The sequence below is a fragment of the Flavobacterium agri genome (assembly GCF_013401995.1).
Lineage (GTDB): Bacteria > Bacteroidota > Bacteroidia > Flavobacteriales > Flavobacteriaceae > Flavobacterium > Flavobacterium agri.
The window spans coordinates 151502-173798 of sequence record NZ_JACBJI010000006.1; the positions used below are offsets into that span (position 1 = coordinate 151502).

Genomic DNA, 22297 nt, shown 5'->3' on the forward strand with positions numbered 1-22297 from the left:
TTGTGTGTTGCGGGTTTGTGGATATGTCAGGACTTTCTTCTGGAACTTTGCCTAGCCCGGATGCAAGCGAAAAGCCTTTTGAAGTAAGCCATTTGATTTTTCGTGTCTGCGAAAGCGACCAACGGAAGCTCTTTGCAGACACAGAAAAATTTATGGATTTCAAGAAAGCTTGCAGCGGCAGCCGGATCAGCTCCTGAAAATGGTCATATTCTTTAGAACGTCCCTTGTTTTTGAAGACTTTTCAATACTTCGCGACAAGGTATAAAAAAAGGCGCAACCTCTAAAAGTAACGCCTTCTTTAATGTTTTTTGCACATTATTTCTTGTGTCTTGGCTCAGAAGAAACGGTCAATTTGTGACGTCCTTTGGCACGACGACGGGCAAGTACCTTTCTACCATTGGCAGAGGCCATTCTTTCCATGAAACCGTGCTTGTTTCTTCTTTTTCTCTTTGATGGTTGAAATGTTCTTTTGCTCATCGCTTAACTATCTTTAAATGTCGTGAATAACTATCGGATTGTGCGGTAGTGATTACGTGTTTCAAAACCGAGTGCAAATATAGGCAGTTTTTCTTTTTTCGCAAGTGGAATTTGAAAAAATATTTTCTAAGCTGGAATGTGTCGTTTCGATTATGCTTTTTCTGATGCGACTTCGTGCCCACCCAAGCAAATTTATCGATTCCAAAACTTGCATCATTACAGATTTTCCGCATCAAATGTTAAACCGCAAACAATACGAACTGCCATCAAACGCCACAAGTGTAAATTTGGACACGGCATAAAGCTTAAAGCCTATTGCTTAACGCCAAAAAAACCTATCTTTGCCGCGCTAAAAAACACATCATGTTCAATAAAAATATAAAGATCGGTATCGCCGTCGTGATTTTCGCGGTTGCGATCTGGCAGTTTACCGAAGGCAACATCGGGAACGGGATTTTCCTGATCATCCTTACCGCATTGCCGATTTTCCTTTACTTCAAGAACGAATTCATCTTATTGGCTTTCCTTAAATTGAGGAAACAGGATTTCGCGGGCGCACAGAAATGGCTTGCACACATCAAGAATCCCGAAACGGCTTTGGTGACCAAACAAAAAGGATATTACAATTACCTGCAAGGCATCATGCTGTCTCAAACCAACCTCAATCAAGCCGAGAAATATTTCAAGAAAGCGGTAGAATACGGACTTTCGATGGATATGGACATGGCCGTAGTGAAATTGCAACTGGCCGGGATCGCAGCAGGAAGACGTCGCAAGATCGAAGCCCAGAACCTGTTGGCAGAAGCCAAGAAACTCGACAAGCACAATATGCTAAAAGACCAGATCGCGATGCTAAAAGAGCAATTGAAGCGCATCTGATTTACCGACATAATTATATTGAGGGCCCGTTCAATTTGGACGGGTTTTTTATTTCGCACCATTTCTTCATAATAAAAAAACACATCCGAAATGAAAAATTAATAGACAAAACCAAACATTGTTAACAACTTTTTCTAACTTTGATTAGTATTAATCTTAAAAATGAATGTTTATGAGATTAATTTTACTTTTCTTCCTTATCGTTTTCGCGCCCCAATCGGCAATAAGCCAGGAAAAAACCATTCTCTTTTCGGACGCGATAAAATCGAACATCAAGAAATACAACAAAGAATCCGACAAGGTCTACCAAAACGGTGACATCGAAAAAGGCCAGGCACTTTTCGATTCTTTGGTGAAAAATCATCTTGTAGGTTCTAAATTCGATGATTACACGTTTAAAAGCGTCAACAGCAAAAAGGTCAAGCTCAGCAAAATCGGGAAACCGACGTTTATCATCACCTATTCTTCGTGGTGCGTGATCAACAAAGGCGAAATCGCGGCTTTGAACAAACTTGCGCGTAATTACAACGATTCGATCCAGTTCATCGTCGTATTTTGGGATACGAAACAGAACATGAAAAAAATCGGGCGCCAATTCAACGGAAAGATCAAAGTGTGTTACGCGAACGAATCGTACAAGAACGATGCGACGGCCGTTTCTACGTTAAAGCACACGCTCGGTTTTCCGACCTCTTACTTTTTGAACAGCGATATGGAAGTAGTCGACATCAAAAGAGGCGGTATCGCGATTCCGCCGCGCACGCCATCGCGAAAAGCCATGGAAATGAATTATGCGTTGTTCGACGAACGCCTTACGGATTTCATGCAGAAAAAAGATCAGATGCACCAACTTGCGGTGCTTAGTCAGGATTAAGCACTTTCATTACATCCGGCAAAATCACTTCACAAGCTTCCGACGAGAATTCGGACACCAACGAGCACAAGGCAAATCGCAAGCGCGCGAATGATCGACTTCCCGTGAATTTTATGCGAAAGGATGGCTCCGACCTGCGCTCCGGGAATGATACCTATGACCAAGCCCAATACGAGATGCTGCACTTGCGCATCGCCATATGTTCCTTCGAAAAAATGTGTCGCAACGGTAGCCGACGCCATAATTGCAAGGATAAAATGTGAAGTCGCCGTTGCGATATGCACCGGAAAGCGCAACCATTCGACCATAGCGGGAACATGTATGATGCCGCCACCGATTCCCATGATCGGCGACAGATAACCGACGACGACACTTAAGAACGTGCCTTTACGCAAATCGTAGCTGTATTCGTGGGTTTCTCCCGAACGGTCCGTGAGTTTTTGATGAACCCAACCTTTGTGTTCGAGCACGACCTTGCTTTGCGGCTTGCCTTTTCCGCCTTTGATGAACAGGAAAATAGCAAGTGATACGAGAATGATGCTGAATGCGATGTCGAAAGTGCCACGCGGAATGATTTTCGTCGTCCAAACGCCAAGTATCGAGCCCGGAATCGTACAAACGGCAAAAATCAATCCTGCCTTGTAGTCGACGCGTTTGTTGTACATGTAAGCCGACGTGCCCGAAATGGAATTGGCCGCCACGACCGCCATCGAAATCGCGGTTATCGTTTCCGGATCGAGTTCGGGATGGAAAATAAGCAGCAAAGGCACGAGAATAAAGCCTCCGCCCGCACCTATCAAAGTCCCGACGGTACCGATCGTGAATCCGATCGCGATAAGCAGCCAGAAATTATCCATCAATAGCCGCTTGTCGGAATGTCGATCACGTATTTCTTGCGCGCTACGTTGGTGAGTTTGCGGTCGCGCAACCACGGGTTGTGGATTTTGAGGATTTTATAATTGATACCTTGACCGTTTGCGAACGCGGCCAAATCATCTATCGTAGAATCGACCTCGACCTTGCGTACCGGCAACAACGGATACGTTTCTTCGGGCGCTACCGTAAAACCATACATCGCGGGATTCTTCATGATTTCCTTGAGCGCGATGATCCTGAAAACGTAACGCGCGGTCTCGTCGGTCAAAAGAAGGTCGTAATAATTCGATACTTTTTGGAAGTCGATCTGTTTGTTCACACCCGAAATCCCACCGTTGTAAGAAGCGGCGGCAAGCGTCCAGCTTCCTAGGCGCGCTTTGGCGTCGATCAGGTATTTGCAGGCCGCTTCGGTCGATTTCTCGAGGTTGTAGCGTTCGTCTACGATATCGTTCACTTCCATTCCGCGCTCTTTTGCCGTGGCCGGCATGAATTGCCAAACGCCTCGTGCACCGGCTGGAGAAACGGCATTCACCAATCCGCTTTCGATTACCGCCAAATATTTAAAATCGTCGGGAACACCATATTTAGCCAAGATCGGTTCGATTACGGGAAAGGCACGGTTGGCACGTTTGATGATGATCAGCGTAGTCGCATCGAGGTTGGCGTTGACCAAAAGCTCGCGGTCAAAGCGTTCGCGCACATCCGAAATCTGCAAAGGAACGGCTTCACCGCAAAAATCGGCCTGACTCGGAAAATACATTTTGGTATTCTCGTGAAGCAGTTCTTTTTTGGTGTCTGTCGAGACGCCGTATATCAGGAAACTGCTCACCAAAATGGCGGCGGCTATAAACGTAAGCTTGTTGATCGAATTCATGGGAGTATTTTTTGGAAGTACGGTAAAACTACGAAAATCGGACCGAATCATTTTGTCTCGAGGATAATTTTGGGAAGGTTTTCGTTAAGCCATTTGTATTTGTTCAAAATCATGATGTGCGTGCCGCCTTTCACGGGAATGAATTCGCTCGTGATATATTTCGCGGGAAAAACCTCGTCGGAATCGCCATGGATGTGGATGACTTTTTGATCGGGAACCGAACGCTTCCAAAGAATAATTTGCTCGAGCGCCCAATCGAGATACAGCTTGTCGCGCATCGCAAGGAATTTTTCGTACAGTTTGAAGCGTTGGCGGAATTTGCTTCCGAAAGGCAACTTTTCGAATTTCTCGAAATTTTCGGCCAGATGCGTCGGAAAAATCTTATAGAGTTTGGTGTATTTGGCCATTTTCATGCGACGCGGAAATTCGGCATTGCATTTCACACTCGAAATGATGATGACCTTTTCGGGATTTGTGAATTGCGCCATTTCCTGCACCAAAACGCCTCCGAACGAAACCCCAAGCAATACGGCTTTCTCGTGTTTCACGTTCATTGCCATGCGCTTGGCGTAATCGGTGAGCGATTCTGCGGGCAACGGCAGCGTCCATTCGAGCATGTGTGTCTCGAATTGCTCATCCGGTAAATGGATGCGTTCGAAAATCTCGGGACTCGCGGCGAGCCCAGGCATAAAATATACGGGAATTTTCCTCATAAATGTTTAACGGATTTCTAACAGGCAAAACCCGATAAAATCGCGAAATTTGTATAAAAATAACGCGTTTTTAGTCTGAACGCAATGAGGTGTTACTTATTTTATCACCAAATTATGATTGCTGAATCGGACATGGCGAAAGGTGACATGGAAAGGTGATGAGTTAATGTGAGTCGTCCAATGTCGGCACCATATGCCTCAAATTTTGATCGTGCAAGCACCAATGACAATTCGACTATGGAAATAAAGGACAATACTTTTCAAAGACAGTTCGAGGCATCGACCGATGGAAAACTCGTAACCGTAGAATATTCGCATCAGGAACGCAAGATTTTCCTCACGCGTATCGTCACGCCCGAAGGTTTCGACAACGAGGATTTCATCAACGCCATGCTTACCCAAATACTCGAAGAAGCATGCGATAAAAAATTTAAAGTAGTTCCGACGTTCCCGAAAATCGCGGCCTTCTTCCGTAAGAACCCCAAGTACAAGGAGTTGTTGCCACCTGGAATAAAAATTTGATGTCCGATCAAGGGCGTTTTTATTGCCCAAAATAGAGTAATAATTTTCTCATATCTTGCGTTTGTACAAATCTACTCAATCTGTCAAACCTTGTAAGCTAGGCTTATGATATCAAACGAACTCCGCGAACAAGTCGTCGAATTCTTCGAAAGTATCCAGAAATACTATGGTGACCTTACGGAAATTACAGAAGGCCTGTATTCTCACGGCGACACGTTCGACGCCAATCTTACGACGTGGAACTTATCGGAATTCACGCTGATCCGTTCGGCTTATCGCAACAGCGGCGCGCGATTGATGATGGAAGGCGAAAAAATGTATTATGAGATTTCGGCCGAAAGACTTGTGGATTTTAAGCATCCGGGTCGACATGTGTACGAATTCGTCGAATTGTATGGATTGAATGTGTATCGGATAACGAAGGTGAGATTTCACTCGAAGTATTGATCGTTTTTTTGACATTGGCTTTCACATGTCCGGAAATTAGCGATGGTTAGCTGCAGGCTTTGTTATCGAATGATTTTCTTCTAGATTTTCTAACGTGATTTTAAAAATGTCTAAAAGAGAATTCAATTTTTCCATAGATTTTATTTCTCCTTGCACAAAAAAGGAAAGCTCAAGGTTTTCTGTTTTCTCTTCCCAAATTCCTTTGTAATTGGATATCTGAAAATTAAACTCACTTTCCTTTTCGATTAAACTTCTTAAGTTTGGATTCTGTAAGAGCTTTTTCAATTTAAATTCATTATTGGCCTTCAAGATGAATTTTTTATCAAATCCTTTTATTCCGATTTCAACATCTTGAGCTCCAAAGAGTTTTTCGACAGATCGGATTATTCCATTATTGTAGATTTCAAATCTGAAATTATCTTTTGAGGTTATAGGAACAAAAACCCGAGTAAACCTTTGATTGAATTTTCCTGAATATAAGTCATAGTAATCAAAGGAGATTTCCCAATTTTTATAGTTTACGATTGTTCCGTCGGACATTCCATATCGGCCGCCGAAAAAAGTTCCTCCGGTTAATTCTGAGAGATTTATCATGTTTTTTTGTGGTTTAAGTTTGCAAGCAATTTATAGGATGTTGAACCTGTAAGGCTGTCTAATTGCGTAATTTAAGATTTTATACAGTTTTTCTGTAGTAATATGTTTTGAAACCGCATTAACTTTCGGGTGGGTGGTGGTGGCAATTTTACAAACCACAAAAAAAGCCGACACAAAGCCGGCTTTTCTATTTCTTAATGAATCCAATGATTCAAATCTTTCCAGTAAAATCAAGCCAGTACGTTTACAAACTCCATTCGCACCAAACCATCGTCATCGATCTTGGTGAGCGTCACTTCTTGTAAAGTGTTCGCCAATTCCGGATTCCAAGGCGTTTTCACCTTCACGTAATTCTCTGTAAACCCATGGATGTAACCTTCTTTGTTTTCGTCCTCGAACAAAACCGTTCTCGTACTTCCGAGTTGGCTTTCGTAAAACGCACGACGCTTCTTGACCGACAATCCTCTTAGCATCTTGCTGCGTTTCGCACGCACATTGGCAGGAACGACGCCTTCAAATTCGGCGGCTTCAGTGTTATCCCTTTCCGAATACGTAAACACATGCAGATAGGAAATATCGAGTTCGTTCAAAAAGTTATAGGTATCGAGAAAATGCTCGTCCGTTTCCCCAGGAAACCCGACGATCACGTCTACACCAATACAAGCGTGTGGCATGACTTCACGGATTTTCGAAACTCTTTCCGAATACAATTCGCGCATATAACGACGCTTCATCTTCTTCAAGATGTCGTTGCTTCCCGATTGCAACGGAATATGGAAATGCGGAACGAAAGTGCGCGACTGTGAAACGAAATCAATCGTCTCGTTCTTGAGCAAGTTTGGCTCTATCGAAGAAATGCGCAAACGTTCAATCCCTTCAACCTTATCCAAATTCTGGACGAGTTCGAAAAATGTGTGCTCGTGCTTTTTGTTGCCGAATTCGCCTTTTCCGTAATCGCCGATGTTTACGCCCGTAAGCACGATTTCCTTGATGCCTTTTTCAGAAATTTCCTTTGCGTTCTTCATAACGTTTTCCATCGTGTCCGATCTGGAAATACCGCGCGCCAACGGAATCGTACAATAGGTACATTTATAATCGCATCCGTCCTGGACTTTCAAAAATGCGCGCGTGCGGTCGCCGATCGAGTACGAACCAACGTAAAAATCGGCTTCCTGTATCTCGCACGAATGCACTTCGCCCATATCGTTTTTGGACAAATCGTTGATGTAATCGGTAATCTTGAATTTTTCGGTCGCGCCCAAAACCAAATCGACACCGTCTACAGCGGCCAATTCTTCGGGCTTCAATTGGGCATAACAACCTACTGCCGCGACGAACGCCTTGTCGTTGAGCTTCATCGCCTTTCGCACGACTTGCTTGAATTGCTTGTCGGCGTTTTCGGTAACCGAACAGGTATTGATCACATAAATGTCGGCCACGTCTTCAAATTCGACGCGATCGAAACCTTCATCATGGAAACTGCGCGCAATTGTCGAGGTTTCCGAGAAGTTAAGCTTGCAGCCAAGCGTATAGAATGCAACTTTCTTTCTTTCCATTTTCTTTTGGGCGTTGCCTTCGGCCCGGGCTTTCCGCTATTATCTTTTGGTTTCTCTCCCGAAGCATCGGGAGCACTCGAAACCCAAAAGGATAACCGCTTCAATCCCTAACGCGGGCGCGGTTTCCAGAAATCCGTCTGTCTAAACCACAAAACCCTTGCTCCGAATGAGGCCGCAAATTTACGCCAAAAATCCCAATCGCAAAACTTTGCCGCTGAACGTTTTAAACGAAAAAGGGAACCCGACGTGCGGAATTCCCTTCTTCTCTCTACTAATTTAAAATGAAAACTACTCCTTGAGCAGCCTGGCCGTAGCCGATCTGCCCTCAGAGTAAACCTTTAGGATGTAGCTTCCGCTAGGAACATGCGCAAGCGACACATCGGCGTTCAATCCGTTACAATTAGCACTCGAAATCAATTGACCCAATAAACTTCTGATTTCTATTTTTTCGATATTCGTCGTGTTGACCACAGATACCACATCCTTTACCGGATTCGGGAATACTTTCAACTTCGAGAACGAAGGCGTGTCAAAGCCAAGCGATGGTTGCGTCGTAAAACTCACGGGCGCGTTCCATTCGCTCAAAACTCCAGAGCAAAGGCCACGTACGTGGATGTAGTACGTCGTTTCAGGCTCAAGGTTATCAAGCGCGTGCGTCAGCGATGGCGTAAACTCCGGATTGGCTGGCTCTTCTTCGCTCGTCGTGACCGCAAATTGATACACTTGAGCGGTGTTTCCGACAGAAGCGTCCCAACTTACCGTAGCCGAACTTTGGGTAACATCCGCGGCAGCGATATTGGTCGGCGTATTGCAAATCCACTCCTCGACCAAAATATCATCAAGGTAAAGATTGCCCTGGCTCGCATCCGAGAACGCATTGAATCCGAAATAGTAAATCCCGGCTCCATTCACCGCAGGAAACGGCCCTACCGAATTCGACTGGGCTTCACCTCCAGAAATGTTCTCGAAATTCCCGAACGGTCCGCCCGGAGACATGGCATCGGCCTGTTGTGCAGCCCCTACACTGACATTCAGCTTCTCGATACCAGCTCCGTTGTTGCCATATTTATACGAAAGTTTGTACATCTTTCCCGCTTCCAATTCAAGGCCGGGCGTAAAAAACCAAGCAGAGGCCGCCTGTCCGTTGCCGGAATACTGCAATGCCTTAGTAGAAAAGCCGTTTCCTGGGTTTTCGGAAGTGATCCAGTCGTTTCCGTCGGCGGCATTCTCGATTGCGGTACAATTCGGAATCTCCGGTAACGCAACCAATTCGAAATCCTGTGAATAAGGCAACGCAAAAGTTCCGCAAGGCGTAGTGAAAGTTACCGCATCAGACCAGTTGCCCCAAGCGCCCGAACAGAACGAACGCACGAAAAACTGGTACGTGCCGCCTGGAACCAACGGGAAATACGAAGCACCTGTGAGTGTTGTCGACACCGGCCCGTCAATAGGAGTATTATTGTTCACGACACAATACTGATACATCATCACAGGTTCTCCCGAAGTTGGCGCTTCCCACGAAAAAGAAGCGGTCGTAGACGTCACATCGGATGCAGCCGCGTTTTGTGGAACGCCGCATTCGAACGGTTCTATCGCGATGTCGTCGATCAGCAAACTCCATTGGTTGGCATCCGAAAACATGTGGAAACCGAAATAATAAACGCCCGAAGCGGACGGCGTAAACGGCATTCCGTCTACTGTTTGAGGCGTGCCGCCAGTCACCGAATTGTGCGTGGAAATCGTAGTGGACATACCGTCGACCGTAGCCGACGTACCGTAAGCCACATGCAGTTTTTCGGTCGTGTCCTCGCTTTTGTTTCCGTACTTGTACGAAATCTTGTAAGTCGTTCCGCCAGTCAGTTGGATACCTTTCGTAAAGAACCATTTGTTGCTGGCTTCGGTCACGGAACCCGTTCCTACAAGCGTGACGCTTTCGAATCCGTTACCCGGAAAATTGATCGTTTCCCAAGCGTTTCCGTTATCGGGGTAAGCGGTTGCGCTGCATTCGGGCAAACCGTTTTGCGTCGATTCGAAGTCTTCATAAAAAGGAACAGCTACCGGCTCACAATCGAGTGTGGTCTTTTTGGTTGCGGACGGTCGTTTAACGGGATCGCCGTTCGAAGCGATGGCCGAGCAGCAAAGCAGCAAAGCCAACAAAGAAGTAAAGTTTTTCATGCGTTTTTTAGTTTTAAGAGGTTGTGGTTTGCCGAAATCGGCGTCTTGGTTTTTTTGAAGCCGCAATATTGGAAACGAAACAAAAAAATAGCGGTTTCTTAACCCTAAAAAACGTGACAACCTTGCCTAAAAAACGTGATTGTATTTGATTATGAAATACTTACCAGATAGTCATATAAAGAAGTATAGTCGTTGAGCCCTACTTTTTTCGAAACCCTTTCCTTGCGTTTGCGGATGGCTTCGGGCGTAATATTGAGAATCGCCCCGATTTCTTTCGAGCTTAGATTCATATACAGGTATGAAATGAAGCGGATGTCGTTCGCGTTGAGATCCGGATGACGCTTTTTAAGTTCGTGCAGGAAATCCTGGTTGACTTCCTCGAAATGCCCGACAAAATTGTCCCATTCCGAATCGGTGCGCAAATGTTCCTTGAGCGCCTTGACTTTCGACCGAATGATCGCGTTGTCCGAAATACCTTTTACGGACATAAGTGTTTCCATCAAATCCTCGATCATTTCGTTTCGCCCCGACAAATACAACGCGCGCGCCGATAATTGACGGTTCTTCTGCCCGATCTCGTCGGCGAGTTTGCGCTGTTGCAATCCGGTTTCGGTTTCGAGTTCGTGATACTGGCGCTCCAGCTTTTGATGTACCGATTTTTCCTTTTCGAGTTCAAGACGCGCGATTTCCGCTTCGCGAATGGCGATGATGCGTTTTTGCTCGTTCTTGATCGCGCGATTTCGGAACAGTCGGTACACCAGAAACAACAACAGCAAGGCAACCGCAAGCGCCACAAAAAACAACTTGCGTTCCAAAGACAACCTTTGTTGGTTATGGCTCAAATCGTTCTTATACTGCTGGAATTCGAATTTGACCTTGTTGTTCGCGAAAAGCACCGAATTGCGCGTACTGTCGAGACTCGCTTTGGAAAACAATACCGAATCCTTGAACTGCAAAGCCAGCCACGGTTTTTTGTCGGCGGCATAACTTTCGGAAAGCCGTTGGAAAAGCTGCACTTTCCATTCGAGTTCGTCGTTTTCCCTCAAACCGCGCTTGAGGTAAAAAATAGCGGAATCCTGCATGTTCGAACGGTGATAAGCATCAGCAAGATGAACCAGTAGTTCGATACGGTCGTCGTTGAGCGACATCTTCGAAGTTTTCGGGAAAAGCGAAAAAGCCAGCTTTCGCGACTCGACAAATTGGCCTTCCATCACAAGATTTTCGACCTTGGTGATTTGCGCTTGGAGCCTCAACGCCTTGTTATCGCCTATCAAAGGCTCGGCTTCTTCGAGATATTGTCCGGCCAATGCCGCTTTGCCTGTTTTGTTGGCCACGCGCGCAAGGTTCACGCAATAAAGCGCGAGTTTCTGCTTGTCGTTTTCGCGTTTGGCGATTTCGTACGCGCGGCGGAAATACTCGCCTCCTTTCGCAAAATCGCTTTCGGCCGAATACAACGTACCGATGTTGTTGAGTATCGTCATCTCGCGCTTGGCATCGAGGTATTTGATCGCGATCGTGTAGGCTTCGAGGTAATAATTGAGCGCTTCGCCGTAATCATTGAGATTGAAATAGATGATTCCGATGTTGTTCTTGGCGACGAATTGTTGGTCGTACAACCGATTCTTCTCGGCCACGACATGGGCTTGGGTAAAAGATTCGAGCGCTTCCCCGAACTGGCCTTTCTCTACTCGGGCAAAACCTTGGTCGATCAATTTCTGAGCATCGCCTTTCGGGCTTGCAAAAGCCGGAACTGCCGCGAAAAGCAAAAGCAGCACGATCGGGAAAAATCCCCTAAACAGATTCTTAGTAGCCATCGGTGTTGTTTGGAACATCAAATGTAACGGTTAAAAAATTGTGATGTGTAACGTAAATTGGCAAATCGCTATTCAGGATTAACAGTTTTCAACACAATTCAAATTAAAATAATACGTTTGCTCTATACAATTTTTACCCACCAGAATATTAGCATGAGAGTATTGTTCGCCTGTTTTGCCTTTTTTTGCGCTCTGACCGTTTCGGCCCAGAAGAAAAACATCCAACCTTCGCAATTACCCGAAAACGCGCTCACGTTCATAGAGACGAATTTTACGAGCGTCGCGTTGCATCATTGCATGAAATTTACCGAAGGCGACAACGTGCGTTTCAAGGCGGTTTTGGCCGATGATACAGAAATCGACTTCACCGAAGACGGCAAGTGGAAAGAAGTGGACGGAAAAGTGCATTCGGTACAGCCTACGTTTTTGGGCCAGACGATCATCGAATACATCAAGAAAAATGCGCCCGGACAACGCTTGCTCAAAGCCACGAACCAAGGCAAGACGATCGATGTCACGTTGGTCAACGGACAGAAATTCACTTTCGATACATCGGGGAAATTCATTCGGTAAACATTCCACAAAACTTTATTAAAACTGCTTTACAAATTCGACATTGTCGTATCTTGTCTCAAAACCTGCTGCTATGAAATACGTTTTTTCCGTTTCGTTCTTATTGTTTTCCATTGTTTCGATCCAAGCACAATCTGCCAAAATCTCGGTAGCCGAATTGCCGACGGCCGCGCGTACTTTTTTAAACGAATATTATAAATACCGTCCGATCGAATTCGTGAAAAAGAAAGACAAGACGGCAATTCCCTACCAGGTCAAGCTCGCACAAGGCACGCAGATCTGCTTTGCCGAAAATGGCGAATGGTGTACCGTCGACGGTGACGGATCTTCGCTTCCGAAAGAATTGATCCCGCAAAACATAACCGATTTCGTGAAGGCGAAATATCCGCGAAAGCGCATCACTTACATAGAAAAAGACGCCAACCGCATAGGCGTGAACCTCAACAATAAGGTCGGATTGGAATTCGACGCCAAAGGAAATCCGTTATAATCGCTTCTTAAAACGATATTAAAGACGGTGATGCATAACCTGTTGTGTCGTAAATTAGGGTAAACCTAAAGCGACACATCATGAAAAATGCAATCTTCTTTTTGCTGTTCCTGTTCACGGCAACCGCTTCGCAAGCGCAGGGCAGCAAATTAAAAGTGACGGACTTGCCCAAAGAAGCCCAGAATTTCCTTGAAACCCACTTCAAGGGCGAAAAAATCGTAAAAGTCAAGAAAGAAAGCCAGATTGGCGAAAAGGGTTATGAAGTCGAATTGGCCAACGGAATCGAGATCGAATTCACGAATTCAGGCCACTGGCGCGAAGTGGACGGTAACGACGGCGCGATCCCTACCGGTTACATTTTACCGGCAATCACTGATTATATCAAGGCAAATTATCCGGCCCAAAAAATCACGCATATCGATATCGGGCATAAGGATATCGACGTCGATATTTCGAACAACACCGATTTGAACTTTACGCAGGACGGGAAGTTCTTGAAGGCGAAACAGAAGTAAAATTCAGCATAAATCTTTCAATTGCAATTGGCTAGTTGAAGACAAGTTTTGCTACAAGGAATTCCCATTTTGTATCCTTATATCCGAATGCGGAGGCTATTTCACATTCATAATGTTGCACCATTGTAGAGTGCGGCTCTATGACAAAAATGTCGATCTGTCCTTCCAAAGCATTGATATTTTTCAAGAGCTCTCCGTCGATATCGAAGCTGTACAGGTATCGGACACCTAAATCGTGCATCGCGTCAAAAAAGTTTTCGTAGGCTTCAGGGCCATCGATGGCTGAAAACCGGCCTGTGACCGGATCATTATAGCAATACAACCAACATGCGCCAGCCTTTCGTCTGATCTCTATCTTCTCGAAAATATCCATGTTTAAAGGTAGCCCTTATTTCATCAAACAAATGCAAGCCCGAGGGTTAAGCCTTCAAAAAGACTCACTTTATAGTTATATTCTTACGTCTTCTTTTTAATTGTCAATTAAACTTAATTCTTAGGGCATTGTTCGCCTTCTTGCACTACCTTACCAAAAAAGTGATGAAAAAAGAAATTGGAAAATGGCTCAGGCAAATGATGGAAGAATCTGATGTCGTTGAAAGGAACATACTGAAACGAAAAATATTGAACAATTTTTCCAGGCTACGTTTCGTAATGAACGATCCGGACGGTGAAACCCGATGCAAAAGCAAATTAAAGGATTCCATGGTTTCGTATTGTCAGGATGCGAATTCAAACAGCAAACAAATATTGTTGGATTGCGTGGTGAGTTTCGAAAAACTTTTCGTTTAACCATAACTGGCTGCGAAGGTCATAAATCAATTTATTGGTGAAATTCGTGTCATTCGCGGCTAAAAACTACTCTTTCCTATATTGTTTCGTCTCCTCGAAAACGTGTTCCAAAATACGCGCTTCCTGCTCATCGAAAGCCACATTTCGTCTCGACATCACGATCCTTGCGGTCTCGAAGGCCTTATTGGTAAGATATGTCGTGAATCCCGAAGCGCCGCCCCAACTGAAGCTCGGCACGAAATTACGCGGGAATCCGGATCCGAAAATATTCGCGCTTACGCCAACGACCGTTCCCGTGTTGAACATCGTATTGATACCGCATTTGGAATGGTCGCCCATCATCAATCCGCAGAACTGAAGACCGGTTTTGGCGAATCCTCCTTTTTCGTAGCTCCAGAGTTTTACTTCTTCGTAATTGTTTTTTAGGTTCGAGTTGTTCGTGTCGGCGCCAAGGTTGCACCATTCGCCAAGTACCGAATTCCCGAGGAAACCGTCGTGCCCTTTGTTCGAATATCCGAAAAGCACCGAATTCGAAACCTCGCCTCCGATCCTTGAATGTGGCCCGACGGTAGTTGCACCGTAAACTTTCGTCGCCAGTTTCACCTGTCCGCCTTCGCAAAGCGCAAACGGCCCGCGGATAACGGAATTTTCCATGATTTCGGAGTTCTTGCCTATATAGATCGGGCCTGTCGACGCATTCAGCGTGACGAATTCGAGTTTCGCGCCTTCTTCTATAAAGATGTTTTCGGCAGCGATCACATTGACGCTTGACGGAATCGGCTGTGATTTTCGGTCGTCGGTCAACAATTCGAAATCTTCGCGCAAAGCCGCATCGTTCTTGGCGAAAATATCCCACGGATTGGCCACGGTGATGCAATCGTCGTTGAATTCTATGATTTCATACGTATCAAAATCGACTTCTTCCTGAGTGTCTTGCGTATAGAACGCGATGATTTCGCCGTTTTTTGCGATCGCTTGCTTCGGCTCGAGGCTTTTGACCATTTCGGCCAACACTTCGTTCGGACAATAAGACGCGTAAATCATCACGTTCTCTTCCATTTCGACCATCGGGAATTTTTCGGAAAGGTATTCCTCGGTCAACGTCGTAGTCGTATTACCGAGGTATTTCTCCCATTTTTCACGGATCGTCAAAATCCCGATGCGGATATCGGCTACGGGACGCGTAAAAGTGAAAGGAAGCAATGCGTTACGGACGGCGCCGTCGAAAAGTATGTAGTTCATTTTTAGATGGCAGATTTTCAGATTAACAGATTGACAGAACCTTCCAAGAGCGAATGTCGCAATGCAAGGTTTGAAATGCATCCCGAAAATACGAAGTTCTGTGTTAACCGGAAACAGAAACTTGTTATTAAACCTTTTCCTGTCCACATCCAATCTGAAATTCTGTGAATCTGAAAATCCGTCAATCTGTGACTAAAACAAAAAAGCCCTCCGTTTCGGAAAGGCTCTTCGTAATTTGAACACTAATTTGCGAATTACTTGCTGAATTTCGCGTATTTGTTTTTGAACTTGTCGATACGTCCTGCGGTATCGATAAGTTTTGATTTTCCAGTGTAGAAAGGGTGAGAAGAACGAGAGATCTCCATTTTCACCACAGGATATTCAACTCCTTCGTGCGTGATTGTTTCTTTTGTTTCAGCTGTAGACTTGGTGATGAAAACCTCGTCGTTAGACATGTCTTTGAAAGCGACTAGTCTGTAAGATTCCGGGTGAATTCCTTTTTTCATGGTGTATCCTTTTTGATGCTGCTTTTCGTCCTGAAGCTTCTTAAAGAAGGTATGGTCTAGGAACAGCTTTTGGTTTACTGTTTTATTTTGAGTGCGCAAATGTACGATTAATTTTTAAAAATCAAATTCTTTACACTTGTTTTTTGACATCTATTTTTTGGAAGCCGTAAAATCGGAATTGCTATATTTGTTAACCAAAAATAAACAACTTCACCATGAATGCAATCATCAAGAAAAACGGAGTTTCATTCGGAGTCGGATTAGGCGTCCTGGCCATACTTCTGGCCGTAATCACGTATTCGTTCAACATGTATGGCGCATGGTGGCTTGGCATATTGGCCTTGCTGCTTTACCTCGTCGGTTTTATCATGTTGTTGAGCAGGACCAAAAAAGAACTCAACGGCCAAATGACGTTCAAGGAAGCGTTTACGACGTATTTCATCGCCGCCGTGCTGATGATCCTGATTTCGACGTTGTTCAATATCGTCCTTTACAATTTCGTAGATCCGGGAGCCAAAGAGACGGTTAAAGAAGAAACCATAAAGACAACGGTGTCGTTCATGCAGAAAATGAGCGCTCCGGCAGACCAGATCAACAAAGCCGTAGAAGACATACAAAACAAAGATCAATTCTCCATATCAAGCCAAATCATGGGACTCGCGATCGGTATCGCCGTAAGCTGCGTTTTCGGTTTGTTGCTGGCCTTGATCTTCAAAAGCCGCCCTACCTACAAGGAGTAAATGAATTTATCGATAGTTATCCCGCTGCTCAACGAAGAAGAATCGTTGCACGAACTCCACAATTGGATCGTCTCGGTCATGGAAAAGAACTCGTATTCGTACGAAATCCTTTTCATAGACGACGGCAGCACCGACAATTCCTGGCCCATCATCGAAACCCTTTCACACGAGAACGCGAATGTGAAAGGGATTCGCTTTATGAAGAACTTCGGTAAATCGCAGGCTTTGCACGCCGGATTCGCCGCAGCCAAGGGCGACGTGGTCATCACGATGGACGCCGATCTTCAGGACGATCCCGAAGAAATTCCCGAATTGTATGCGATGATCGCCAACGACAAATACGATCTGGTTTCGGGTTGGAAAAAAAAGCGCTACGACAACGTCGTGATGAAAAACCTGCCGTCGAAACTGTTCAATTGGGCCGCGAGAATGACCTCGGGCGTGAAGTTGCACGATTTCAACTGCGGGCTTAAATCGTATCAGAACCGAGTGGTCAAAAACGTAGAAGTTTCGGGCGAAATGCACCGCTACATCCCGGTTTTGGCCAAGAATGCGGGTTTCAAGAAAATCGGAGAGAAAGTCGTAAAACACAGGGCTCGCAAATACGGCGAGACCAAATTCGGCATGAACCGTTTCATAAACGGTTTTCTCGATCTGATCACGATTTGGTTTTTGTCTCGCTTCGGCAAACAGCCGATGCATTTGTTCGGTGCTTTGGGCTCGATCATGTTCGTGATCGGATTTTTGGCCGCCGGATACATAGGCGCAAGCAAACTCATCCGATTGTACGACCACGAACCTACGATTCTCGTGACCGAAAACCCGTGGTTCTATATTTCGTTGGCCACGATGATCATCGGTACGCAATTGTTCCTCGCCGGATTTTTGGGAGAAATCATTTTGCGCGCACGCCAAGGAAACGACCGTTACAAAGTTTCGGATACCGTTAATTTATAAACGCCTTAACAACTCCTATCGCGATTTTTAAGGAAATTCGTGATTGGAACACGAAAGCCCTAGCCCCGATGGAAGTGGAAAGCTTTTCGCTTGAAAAACGAGATTTTGCCGAAGCGGACGGGCGACCAACGGAAGCCACGACCGCAAGTCGCAAAAACCGTTTTTAAAGTGGAAACTTGCAGCGGACAGCGGGATCAGCTTCTAAAAAAACATCAGAAATGCATATCGAACAAAACATACTCGACCGTGTAAACGAATGGCTTACGCCCGATTTTGACCGCGAGACGCGCGAAAAGATCGAAGACATGATGACCTCGAACCCAAAGGAACTCGAAGAAAGTTTTTATAAAAACCTCGAATTCGGTACCGGTGGCATGCGAGGCGTTATGGGTGTGGGCACGAACCGCATCAATCGCTACACGCTCGGGAAAAACACCCAAGGCTTGAGCGATTATCTGCACAAGTCGTTTCCGGACAAGGAAATCAAAGTTGCGATCGCGTACGATTGCCGACACAATTCGAATACGCTCGCGAAAGTCGTGGCCGATGTGTTTTCGGCAAACGGCATACACGTGTATCTTTTCTCGGATTTGCGTCCGACGCCCGAATTGTCGTTCGCGCTCAAATACCTGCATTGCCAATGCGGCATCGTGCTTACGGCTTCGCACAACCCGCCAGAATACAATGGGTATAAAGTGTATTGGGAAGACGGCGGCCAGCTCGTTCCGCCACAGGACAAGGAAATCGTGGACGTGATCGAGAGTTTGACCTACGACAAGATCAAGTTCAAGCCCAACGAGAAATTGATCACGATGATCGACAAGGACGTGGATGCGGCTTTCGTGAAATCGACGGTAGAGAATGCGAGTTTCGACACGCCTCAATCGGCCAAAGACGGTTTGAGCATCGTGTACACCTCTTTGCACGGCACATCCATCAAGGCGATTCCGGCCGTTTTGGAAAAAGCGGGCTATAAAAATCTTCATATCGTTCCTGAACAAGCGACTCCTGACGGAGATTTCCCGACCGTGAAATCGCCAAATCCCGAAGAACCCGAAGCCTTGTCTATGGCTGTTTCATTGGCAAACAAACTCGGTGCGGACATCGTGATCGGAACCGACCCGGACGCCGATCGTCTCGGAATCGCCGTGCGCGACAACGCCGACAAACTGGTTTTGCTCAACGGCAACCAGACGATGGTGCTCATGACGCATTTCCTTTTGGAGCAATGGCGCAAAAAAGGCAGGCTCAACGGCAAGCAATTCATAGGATCGACGATCGTTTCCACGCCGATGATGATGGAATTGGCCTCGGCTTACGCAGTCGAATGTAAAGTCGGACTTACGGGTTTCAAATGGATCGCGAAATTCATCAAGGACTTCCCGAACCTCGAATTCATTGGCGGTGGCGAAGAAAGTTTCGGCTTTATGGTAGGCGACAAAGTACGCGACAAAGATGCGGTCGGTGCGACGTTATTGATTTGTGAGGTCGCGGCTCAGGCCAAAGCCAAAGGCAGTTCGGTTTACAAAGAATTGCAGCAAATGTATGTCGATTACGGATTCTACAAGGAACATCTGGTTTCGTTGACCAAAAAAGGAATCGAAGGCGCACACGAAATCAAACAGATGATGATCGACCAGCGCGTGAATCCGATTAAGGAAATCGCAGGCGAACGTGTCGTTGTGGTCGAGGATTACCAATCGTCTGTTGCCAAAAACCTGCTTACGGGCGAAGAAGATCCGCTTACCGTGCCAAAATCGGACGTGTTGATCTATTATACCGAAGACGGCGCCAAAATCGCGGCGCGCCCAAGCGGAACCGAACCCAAAATAAAATTCTACGTGAGCGTTAACGCGGCCATCGACAGTCTGGATGACATTCCGGCGGCCGAAAAACAGCTCGACGAAAAAATACAGAACATCATCCGCGATTTGAAAATCAGTTAATGAGCAGTTTAAAAAAGATTATCCCTTTCGCGAAGCCGTACAAGAAGTACGCTTATCTCAATATTTTCTTCAACGTGTTGTATGCGTTGTTCAGCACTTTGTCCTTCGTAGCCTTGATGCCGATGCTCGACGTGCTTTTCGAGAAGAACAAAAGGGTTTACGTAAAACCGGTTTATACCGACATCGAACACATCAAGGATTACGGTTCGGGCCTATTGAATTACCACCTTACCGCTTTCACAAAAGCGCACGACATGGGAACCACGCTCATGTTGCTGGTCGGTGGAATCATTACGTTATTTTTGCTCAAGAATCTTTGCGATTATCTCGCGATGTTTTTTGTGACATTCCTCAAGAATGGCGTTTTGAAGGATTTACGCACGGCCATGTACGACAAAATCCTGCATTTGCCGATCGCTTTTTTTTCTGAAAAACGCAAAGGAGACACTATTGCAAGGATTTCCAACGATGTGAACGAGGTTCAGAATTCGATGCTCGCCGTCCTTGAACTCATCGTAAAAGAGCCATTGACGATCGTTTTTACCATTATCGCGATGTTCCTGATTAGTGTCAAATTGACGATGTTCGTTTTCATTTTCATCCCTATTTCGGGCTACATCATTTCGCTTGTCGGAAAACAACTCAAGAAGAAATCGTCTCTAGCACAAAAAGAGCAAGGCGTTTTTCTTTCGACTTTAGAAGAAACACTTGGCGGACTTAAAGTCGTGAAATCATACAATGCGGAAAAGCATTTTGGGGAGGCATTCCGAAAATCGACCTATCGCTTTTTCAAACTTTCGAACAGCATCAACAACAGGCAGAACCTTGCCTCGCCTATGAGCGAATTCCTCGGGATTTTTGTCATAGCCTTCCTTTTGATTTATGGCGGACAGATGGTTCTCGAAGAAGGAACGCTCGCTGCGAGTTCGTTCATTACCTACATGGGATTGGCGTACAACATCCTCACGCCGGCCAAAGCGATTTCAAAAGCTTCATACGGCGTAAAACGCGGAGCTGCAGCGGCCGATCGCGTACTCGAAATCTTGCACGAACACAATCCGATCGTGACCAAACCGGGCGCAATCCATAAGGAAACGCTGGAATCGGGAATCGAATTGCAGAACATCACGTTCGGCTATCTCGAAGACAAAGTACTCAAGGATTTTTCACTTACCGTCAAAAAAGGCGAAACCGTCGCGCTCGTCGGACAATCGGGAAGCGGGAAAAGTACGATCGCGAACTTGCTCACGCGTTTTTACGACGTCGATTCGGGTGAAATCCTTTTGGACGGAACCGATTTGCGCGATCTCGATATGCAATCGCTGCGGGGCCTGATCGGACTTGTGACACAGGATTCGATTTTGTTCAACGACACGATCAAAGCCAACGTTTCGCTCGGAAAACCCAACGCTACAGACGAAGAAGTCATCGAAGCCTTGAAAGTCGCCAACGCTTATGAATTCGTCAAAGATTTGCCCGAAGGCATCATGACCAATATCGGCGACAGCGGCAACAAACTTTCGGGCGGACAGAAACAACGACTCAGCATTGCACGCGCCGTCCTTAAAAATCCGCCTATCATGATCCTTGACGAAGCGACATCGGCGCTCGATACCGAAAGCGAACGTCTGGTGCAACAGGCTTTGGAAAACATGATGCAGAACCGCACATCGGTCGTGATCGCGCACAGGCTTTCGACGATCCAAAAAGCCGATCGCATCGTCGTGATGCAAAAAGGCCGCATCATGGAACAAGGCACACACGAGGAACTGATCGCACACGATGGCGTATATCGCAAACTCGTCAACATGCAATCTTTTGAATAATACAAAAATTTGGAAACGGCTCGATAATATTCGGGTCGTTTTTGTTTTGTAGCTTTAGTGAAATTAGTAATCGGTGAATAGTGATTGGTAATTGGTAATCGAACTCCAATCTCCGAACGTCATAACTATTCACCAATCACTATTCACCAATAACCCATGTACACCCACGACAACCACATACAACTTCCCTCCGACCCCGATACCATCGTATGGAAGTACATGGACTTGTCGAAACTCATCGATCTGTTGCTTTCGGGCAAAATGTTCATGTCGCGATCGGACAAGTTCGAAGACCAATACGAAGGCACTTTTTCCGAACCGACGTACGAGGAAATCAAGAAACTTTCGGCCGACAATCCGGGTTTTTTGGAATATTACAAACAGCATCGCGAGCAGGTCGTGATTTCTTCTTGGCATCTCAACGAATACGAATCGTTTGCGATGTGGCAGATTTTCACGCAAAAACAGGAAGGCTTGGCGATCCAATCGACGATCGGCCGTCTCCAGAAAGCGCTGGCACCCGAAAACCAGTTCGCCCAATATATAGGCGAGGTGAATTACATCGACTACAAAAAAGAATACATCCCGTTCGACAACACGTTTTTCCCGTTCCTGTTCAAACGCAAGAGCTTCCAGTACGAACGCGAAGTGCGCATCATTACCGATGTTTCGGGGTTTGACATGAAAATCGACAACGGCCTCAAAATCGACGTCGACATTTGCCAGATGATCGAGAAGATCTACATCCATCCGAAATCGGAAAACTGGTACAAAAACCTCGTGATCGAATTGGTGAAACGGCTTGGGTTTGATTTCGGGATTGAGAAATCGGATTTGGAAAGCGACATCCTTATTTAAATTCCATCCTGAAGCTTCGGAATCAAATCAATCGATTGGCTCGCAACTTTTTAG

23 protein-coding genes are annotated in these 22297 nt (G+C 45.7%); 12 read left to right on the forward strand and 11 right to left on the reverse strand.

Features of this window, described 5'->3' with window-relative positions; translation table 11 throughout:
* Positions 1-315: 315 nt before the first annotated feature.
* Positions 316-477, reverse strand: a complete 162-nt coding sequence (gene rpmH / locus HZF10_RS14050; protein ID WP_026979292.1) for a 50S ribosomal protein L34 — start codon at positions 475-477, stop codon at positions 316-318.
* A 363-nt stretch (positions 478-840) separates the two neighbouring features.
* Here rpmH and HZF10_RS14055 point away from each other — a divergent pair, with 363 nt between their 5' ends.
* Entirely contained in the window at positions 841-1356 is a 516-nt protein-coding gene (locus tag HZF10_RS14055) for a DUF2892 domain-containing protein (protein WP_176006855.1), read from the forward strand.
* A gap of 172 nt (positions 1357-1528) precedes the next feature.
* Positions 1529-2230 (forward strand): TlpA family protein disulfide reductase, encoded by a 702-nt coding sequence (locus tag HZF10_RS14060; protein WP_176006856.1) that lies wholly within the window; start codon positions 1529-1531, stop codon positions 2228-2230.
* Positions 2231-2259: 29 nt separating this feature from the next.
* Here the strand turns inward: HZF10_RS14060 and HZF10_RS14065 are convergent, their stop codons facing one another.
* The 3 genes from HZF10_RS14065 to HZF10_RS14075 are packed head-to-tail and all read right to left on the reverse strand — an operon-like array spanning position 2260 to position 4693.
* The gene (locus HZF10_RS14065) at positions 2260-3087 is read right to left on the reverse strand and encodes a sulfite exporter TauE/SafE family protein (RefSeq protein WP_246282608.1); all 828 of its coding nucleotides are present in this window, start codon (positions 3085-3087) and stop codon (positions 2260-2262) included.
* A complete protein-coding gene (locus tag HZF10_RS14070) occupies positions 3087-3980 on the reverse strand; it encodes a lytic transglycosylase domain-containing protein (RefSeq protein WP_176006858.1) in 894 nt (297 codons plus the stop codon). The genes HZF10_RS14065 and HZF10_RS14070 overlap by 1 nt, the downstream gene beginning before the upstream one ends.
* 47 nt (positions 3981-4027) lie before the next feature.
* On the reverse strand, positions 4028-4693 hold the full coding sequence (locus HZF10_RS14075) for an alpha/beta hydrolase family protein (protein ID WP_176006859.1): 666 nt from the start codon (positions 4691-4693) through the stop codon (positions 4028-4030).
* Positions 4694-4930: 237 nt separating this feature from the next.
* On the opposite strand from HZF10_RS14075, the gene HZF10_RS14080 reads away from it, so the two are divergent.
* Positions 4931-5215 (forward strand): GNAT family N-acetyltransferase, encoded by a 285-nt coding sequence (locus HZF10_RS14080; protein WP_176006860.1) that lies wholly within the window; start codon positions 4931-4933, stop codon positions 5213-5215.
* A gap of 105 nt (positions 5216-5320) precedes the next feature.
* Positions 5321-5662: a hypothetical protein gene (locus tag HZF10_RS14085; RefSeq protein ID WP_176006861.1), complete on the forward strand. Its 342-nt coding sequence runs from the start codon at positions 5321-5323 to the stop codon at positions 5660-5662.
* Positions 5663-5698: 36 nt separating this feature from the next.
* On the opposite strand, the gene HZF10_RS14090 is transcribed toward HZF10_RS14085, so the two are convergent.
* The 4 genes from HZF10_RS14090 to HZF10_RS14105 all read right to left on the reverse strand — a co-directional run bounded on the left by HZF10_RS14090 (position 5699) and on the right by HZF10_RS14105 (position 11801).
* Entirely contained in the window at positions 5699-6256 is a 558-nt protein-coding gene (locus HZF10_RS14090) for a hypothetical protein (protein WP_176006862.1), read from the reverse strand.
* A gap of 230 nt (positions 6257-6486) precedes the next feature.
* Positions 6487-7812, reverse strand: a complete 1326-nt coding sequence (mtaB, locus tag HZF10_RS14095) for a tRNA (N(6)-L-threonylcarbamoyladenosine(37)-C(2))-methylthiotransferase MtaB (RefSeq protein WP_176006863.1) — start codon at positions 7810-7812, stop codon at positions 6487-6489.
* A 288-nt stretch (positions 7813-8100) separates the two neighbouring features.
* Complete coding sequence (locus tag HZF10_RS14100) at positions 8101-9987, reverse strand: T9SS-dependent choice-of-anchor J family protein (protein WP_176006864.1); 1887 nt, start codon at positions 9985-9987, stop codon at positions 8101-8103.
* 149 nt (positions 9988-10136) lie between these two features.
* Positions 10137-11801, reverse strand: a complete 1665-nt coding sequence (locus HZF10_RS14105; protein ID WP_176006865.1) for a tetratricopeptide repeat protein — start codon at positions 11799-11801, stop codon at positions 10137-10139.
* A 153-nt stretch (positions 11802-11954) separates the two neighbouring features.
* Here HZF10_RS14105 and HZF10_RS14110 point away from each other — a divergent pair, with 153 nt between their 5' ends.
* The 3 genes from HZF10_RS14110 (at position 11955) to HZF10_RS14120 (ending at position 13379) form a co-directional block, all read left to right on the forward strand.
* Positions 11955-12374 carry a PepSY-like domain-containing protein gene (locus HZF10_RS14110; protein WP_176006866.1) on the forward strand — a complete coding sequence of 140 codons (420 nt, stop codon included), beginning with the start codon at positions 11955-11957 and terminating at the stop codon, positions 12372-12374.
* A 73-nt stretch (positions 12375-12447) separates the two neighbouring features.
* Complete coding sequence (locus HZF10_RS14115) at positions 12448-12864, forward strand: PepSY-like domain-containing protein (protein WP_176006867.1); 417 nt, start codon at positions 12448-12450, stop codon at positions 12862-12864.
* Between the two features lie 80 nt (positions 12865-12944).
* Positions 12945-13379: a PepSY-like domain-containing protein gene (locus HZF10_RS14120; protein ID WP_176006868.1), complete on the forward strand. Its 435-nt coding sequence runs from the start codon at positions 12945-12947 to the stop codon at positions 13377-13379.
* Between the two features lie 31 nt (positions 13380-13410).
* Here HZF10_RS14120 and HZF10_RS14125 read toward each other — a convergent pair whose 3' ends face one another.
* From HZF10_RS14125 to HZF10_RS14135, 3 genes are all read right to left on the reverse strand, one after another.
* Positions 13411-13752, reverse strand: a complete 342-nt coding sequence (locus tag HZF10_RS14125; protein WP_176006869.1) for a hypothetical protein — start codon at positions 13750-13752, stop codon at positions 13411-13413.
* A gap of 482 nt (positions 13753-14234) precedes the next feature.
* Positions 14235-15410 carry a GlmU family protein gene (locus HZF10_RS14130; protein WP_176006870.1) on the reverse strand — a complete coding sequence of 392 codons (1176 nt, stop codon included), beginning with the start codon at positions 15408-15410 and terminating at the stop codon, positions 14235-14237.
* A gap of 254 nt (positions 15411-15664) precedes the next feature.
* Positions 15665-15916, reverse strand: coding sequence for a type B 50S ribosomal protein L31 (locus HZF10_RS14135; RefSeq protein ID WP_176006871.1), 252 nt, complete (start codon positions 15914-15916; stop codon positions 15665-15667).
* A gap of 215 nt (positions 15917-16131) precedes the next feature.
* Between HZF10_RS14135 and HZF10_RS14140 the strand changes: the two genes are divergently transcribed.
* From HZF10_RS14140 to HZF10_RS14160, 5 genes are all read left to right on the forward strand, one after another.
* Entirely contained in the window at positions 16132-16656 is a 525-nt protein-coding gene (locus HZF10_RS14140) for a DUF4199 domain-containing protein (RefSeq protein ID WP_176006872.1), read from the forward strand.
* Complete coding sequence (locus HZF10_RS14145; RefSeq protein WP_176006873.1) at positions 16657-17613, forward strand: glycosyltransferase family 2 protein; 957 nt, start codon at positions 16657-16659, stop codon at positions 17611-17613.
* A gap of 218 nt (positions 17614-17831) precedes the next feature.
* On the forward strand, positions 17832-19559 hold the full coding sequence (locus HZF10_RS14150; protein ID WP_176006874.1) for a phospho-sugar mutase: 1728 nt from the start codon (positions 17832-17834) through the stop codon (positions 19557-19559).
* The gene (locus HZF10_RS14155) at positions 19559-21385 is read left to right on the forward strand and encodes an ABC transporter ATP-binding protein (RefSeq protein ID WP_176006875.1); all 1827 of its coding nucleotides are present in this window, start codon (positions 19559-19561) and stop codon (positions 21383-21385) included. Before HZF10_RS14150 ends, HZF10_RS14155 begins: the two co-directional genes overlap by 1 nt.
* A 156-nt stretch (positions 21386-21541) precedes the next feature.
* On the forward strand, positions 21542-22243 hold the full coding sequence (locus tag HZF10_RS14160; protein WP_176006876.1) for a hypothetical protein: 702 nt from the start codon (positions 21542-21544) through the stop codon (positions 22241-22243).
* Positions 22244-22297: the final 54 nt, after the last annotated feature.

Coding starts and splice junctions, on each gene's coding strand:
- HZF10_RS14075 (WP_176006859.1), bottom strand. CDS start 4,693: ATGAGGAAAATTCCCGTATATTTTATGCCTGGGCTCGCCGCGAGTCCC.
- HZF10_RS14120 (WP_176006868.1), top strand. CDS start 12,945: ATGAAAAATGCAATCTTCTTTTTGCTGTTCCTGTTCACGGCAACCGCT.
- HZF10_RS14160 (WP_176006876.1), top strand. CDS start 21,542: ATGTACACCCACGACAACCACATACAACTTCCCTCCGACCCCGATACC.
- HZF10_RS14130 (WP_176006870.1), bottom strand. CDS start 15,410: ATGAACTACATACTTTTCGACGGCGCCGTCCGTAACGCATTGCTTCCT.
- HZF10_RS14055 (WP_176006855.1), top strand. CDS start 841: ATGTTCAATAAAAATATAAAGATCGGTATCGCCGTCGTGATTTTCGCG.
- HZF10_RS14115 (WP_176006867.1), top strand. CDS start 12,448: ATGAAATACGTTTTTTCCGTTTCGTTCTTATTGTTTTCCATTGTTTCG.
- HZF10_RS14110 (WP_176006866.1), top strand. CDS start 11,955: ATGAGAGTATTGTTCGCCTGTTTTGCCTTTTTTTGCGCTCTGACCGTT.
- HZF10_RS14155 (WP_176006875.1), top strand. CDS start 19,559: ATGAGCAGTTTAAAAAAGATTATCCCTTTCGCGAAGCCGTACAAGAAG.
- mtaB (WP_176006863.1), bottom strand. CDS start 7,812: ATGGAAAGAAAGAAAGTTGCATTCTATACGCTTGGCTGCAAGCTTAAC.
- HZF10_RS14100 (WP_176006864.1), bottom strand. CDS start 9,987: ATGAAAAACTTTACTTCTTTGTTGGCTTTGCTGCTTTGCTGCTCGGCC.
- HZF10_RS14085 (WP_176006861.1), top strand. CDS start 5,321: ATGATATCAAACGAACTCCGCGAACAAGTCGTCGAATTCTTCGAAAGT.
- HZF10_RS14105 (WP_176006865.1), bottom strand. CDS start 11,801: ATGGCTACTAAGAATCTGTTTAGGGGATTTTTCCCGATCGTGCTGCTT.
- HZF10_RS14070 (WP_176006858.1), bottom strand. CDS start 3,980: ATGAATTCGATCAACAAGCTTACGTTTATAGCCGCCGCCATTTTGGTG.
- HZF10_RS14060 (WP_176006856.1), top strand. CDS start 1,529: ATGAGATTAATTTTACTTTTCTTCCTTATCGTTTTCGCGCCCCAATCG.
- HZF10_RS14065 (WP_246282608.1), bottom strand. CDS start 3,087: ATGGATAATTTCTGGCTGCTTATCGCGATCGGATTCACGATCGGTACC.
- rpmH (WP_026979292.1), bottom strand. CDS start 477: ATGAGCAAAAGAACATTTCAACCATCAAAGAGAAAAAGAAGAAACAAG.
- HZF10_RS14135 (WP_176006871.1), bottom strand. CDS start 15,916: ATGAAAAAAGGAATTCACCCGGAATCTTACAGACTAGTCGCTTTCAAA.
- HZF10_RS14080 (WP_176006860.1), top strand. CDS start 4,931: ATGGAAATAAAGGACAATACTTTTCAAAGACAGTTCGAGGCATCGACC.
- HZF10_RS14090 (WP_176006862.1), bottom strand. CDS start 6,256: ATGATAAATCTCTCAGAATTAACCGGAGGAACTTTTTTCGGCGGCCGA.
- HZF10_RS14145 (WP_176006873.1), top strand. CDS start 16,657: ATGAATTTATCGATAGTTATCCCGCTGCTCAACGAAGAAGAATCGTTG.
- HZF10_RS14150 (WP_176006874.1), top strand. CDS start 17,832: ATGCATATCGAACAAAACATACTCGACCGTGTAAACGAATGGCTTACG.
- HZF10_RS14140 (WP_176006872.1), top strand. CDS start 16,132: ATGAATGCAATCATCAAGAAAAACGGAGTTTCATTCGGAGTCGGATTA.
- HZF10_RS14125 (WP_176006869.1), bottom strand. CDS start 13,752: ATGGATATTTTCGAGAAGATAGAGATCAGACGAAAGGCTGGCGCATGT.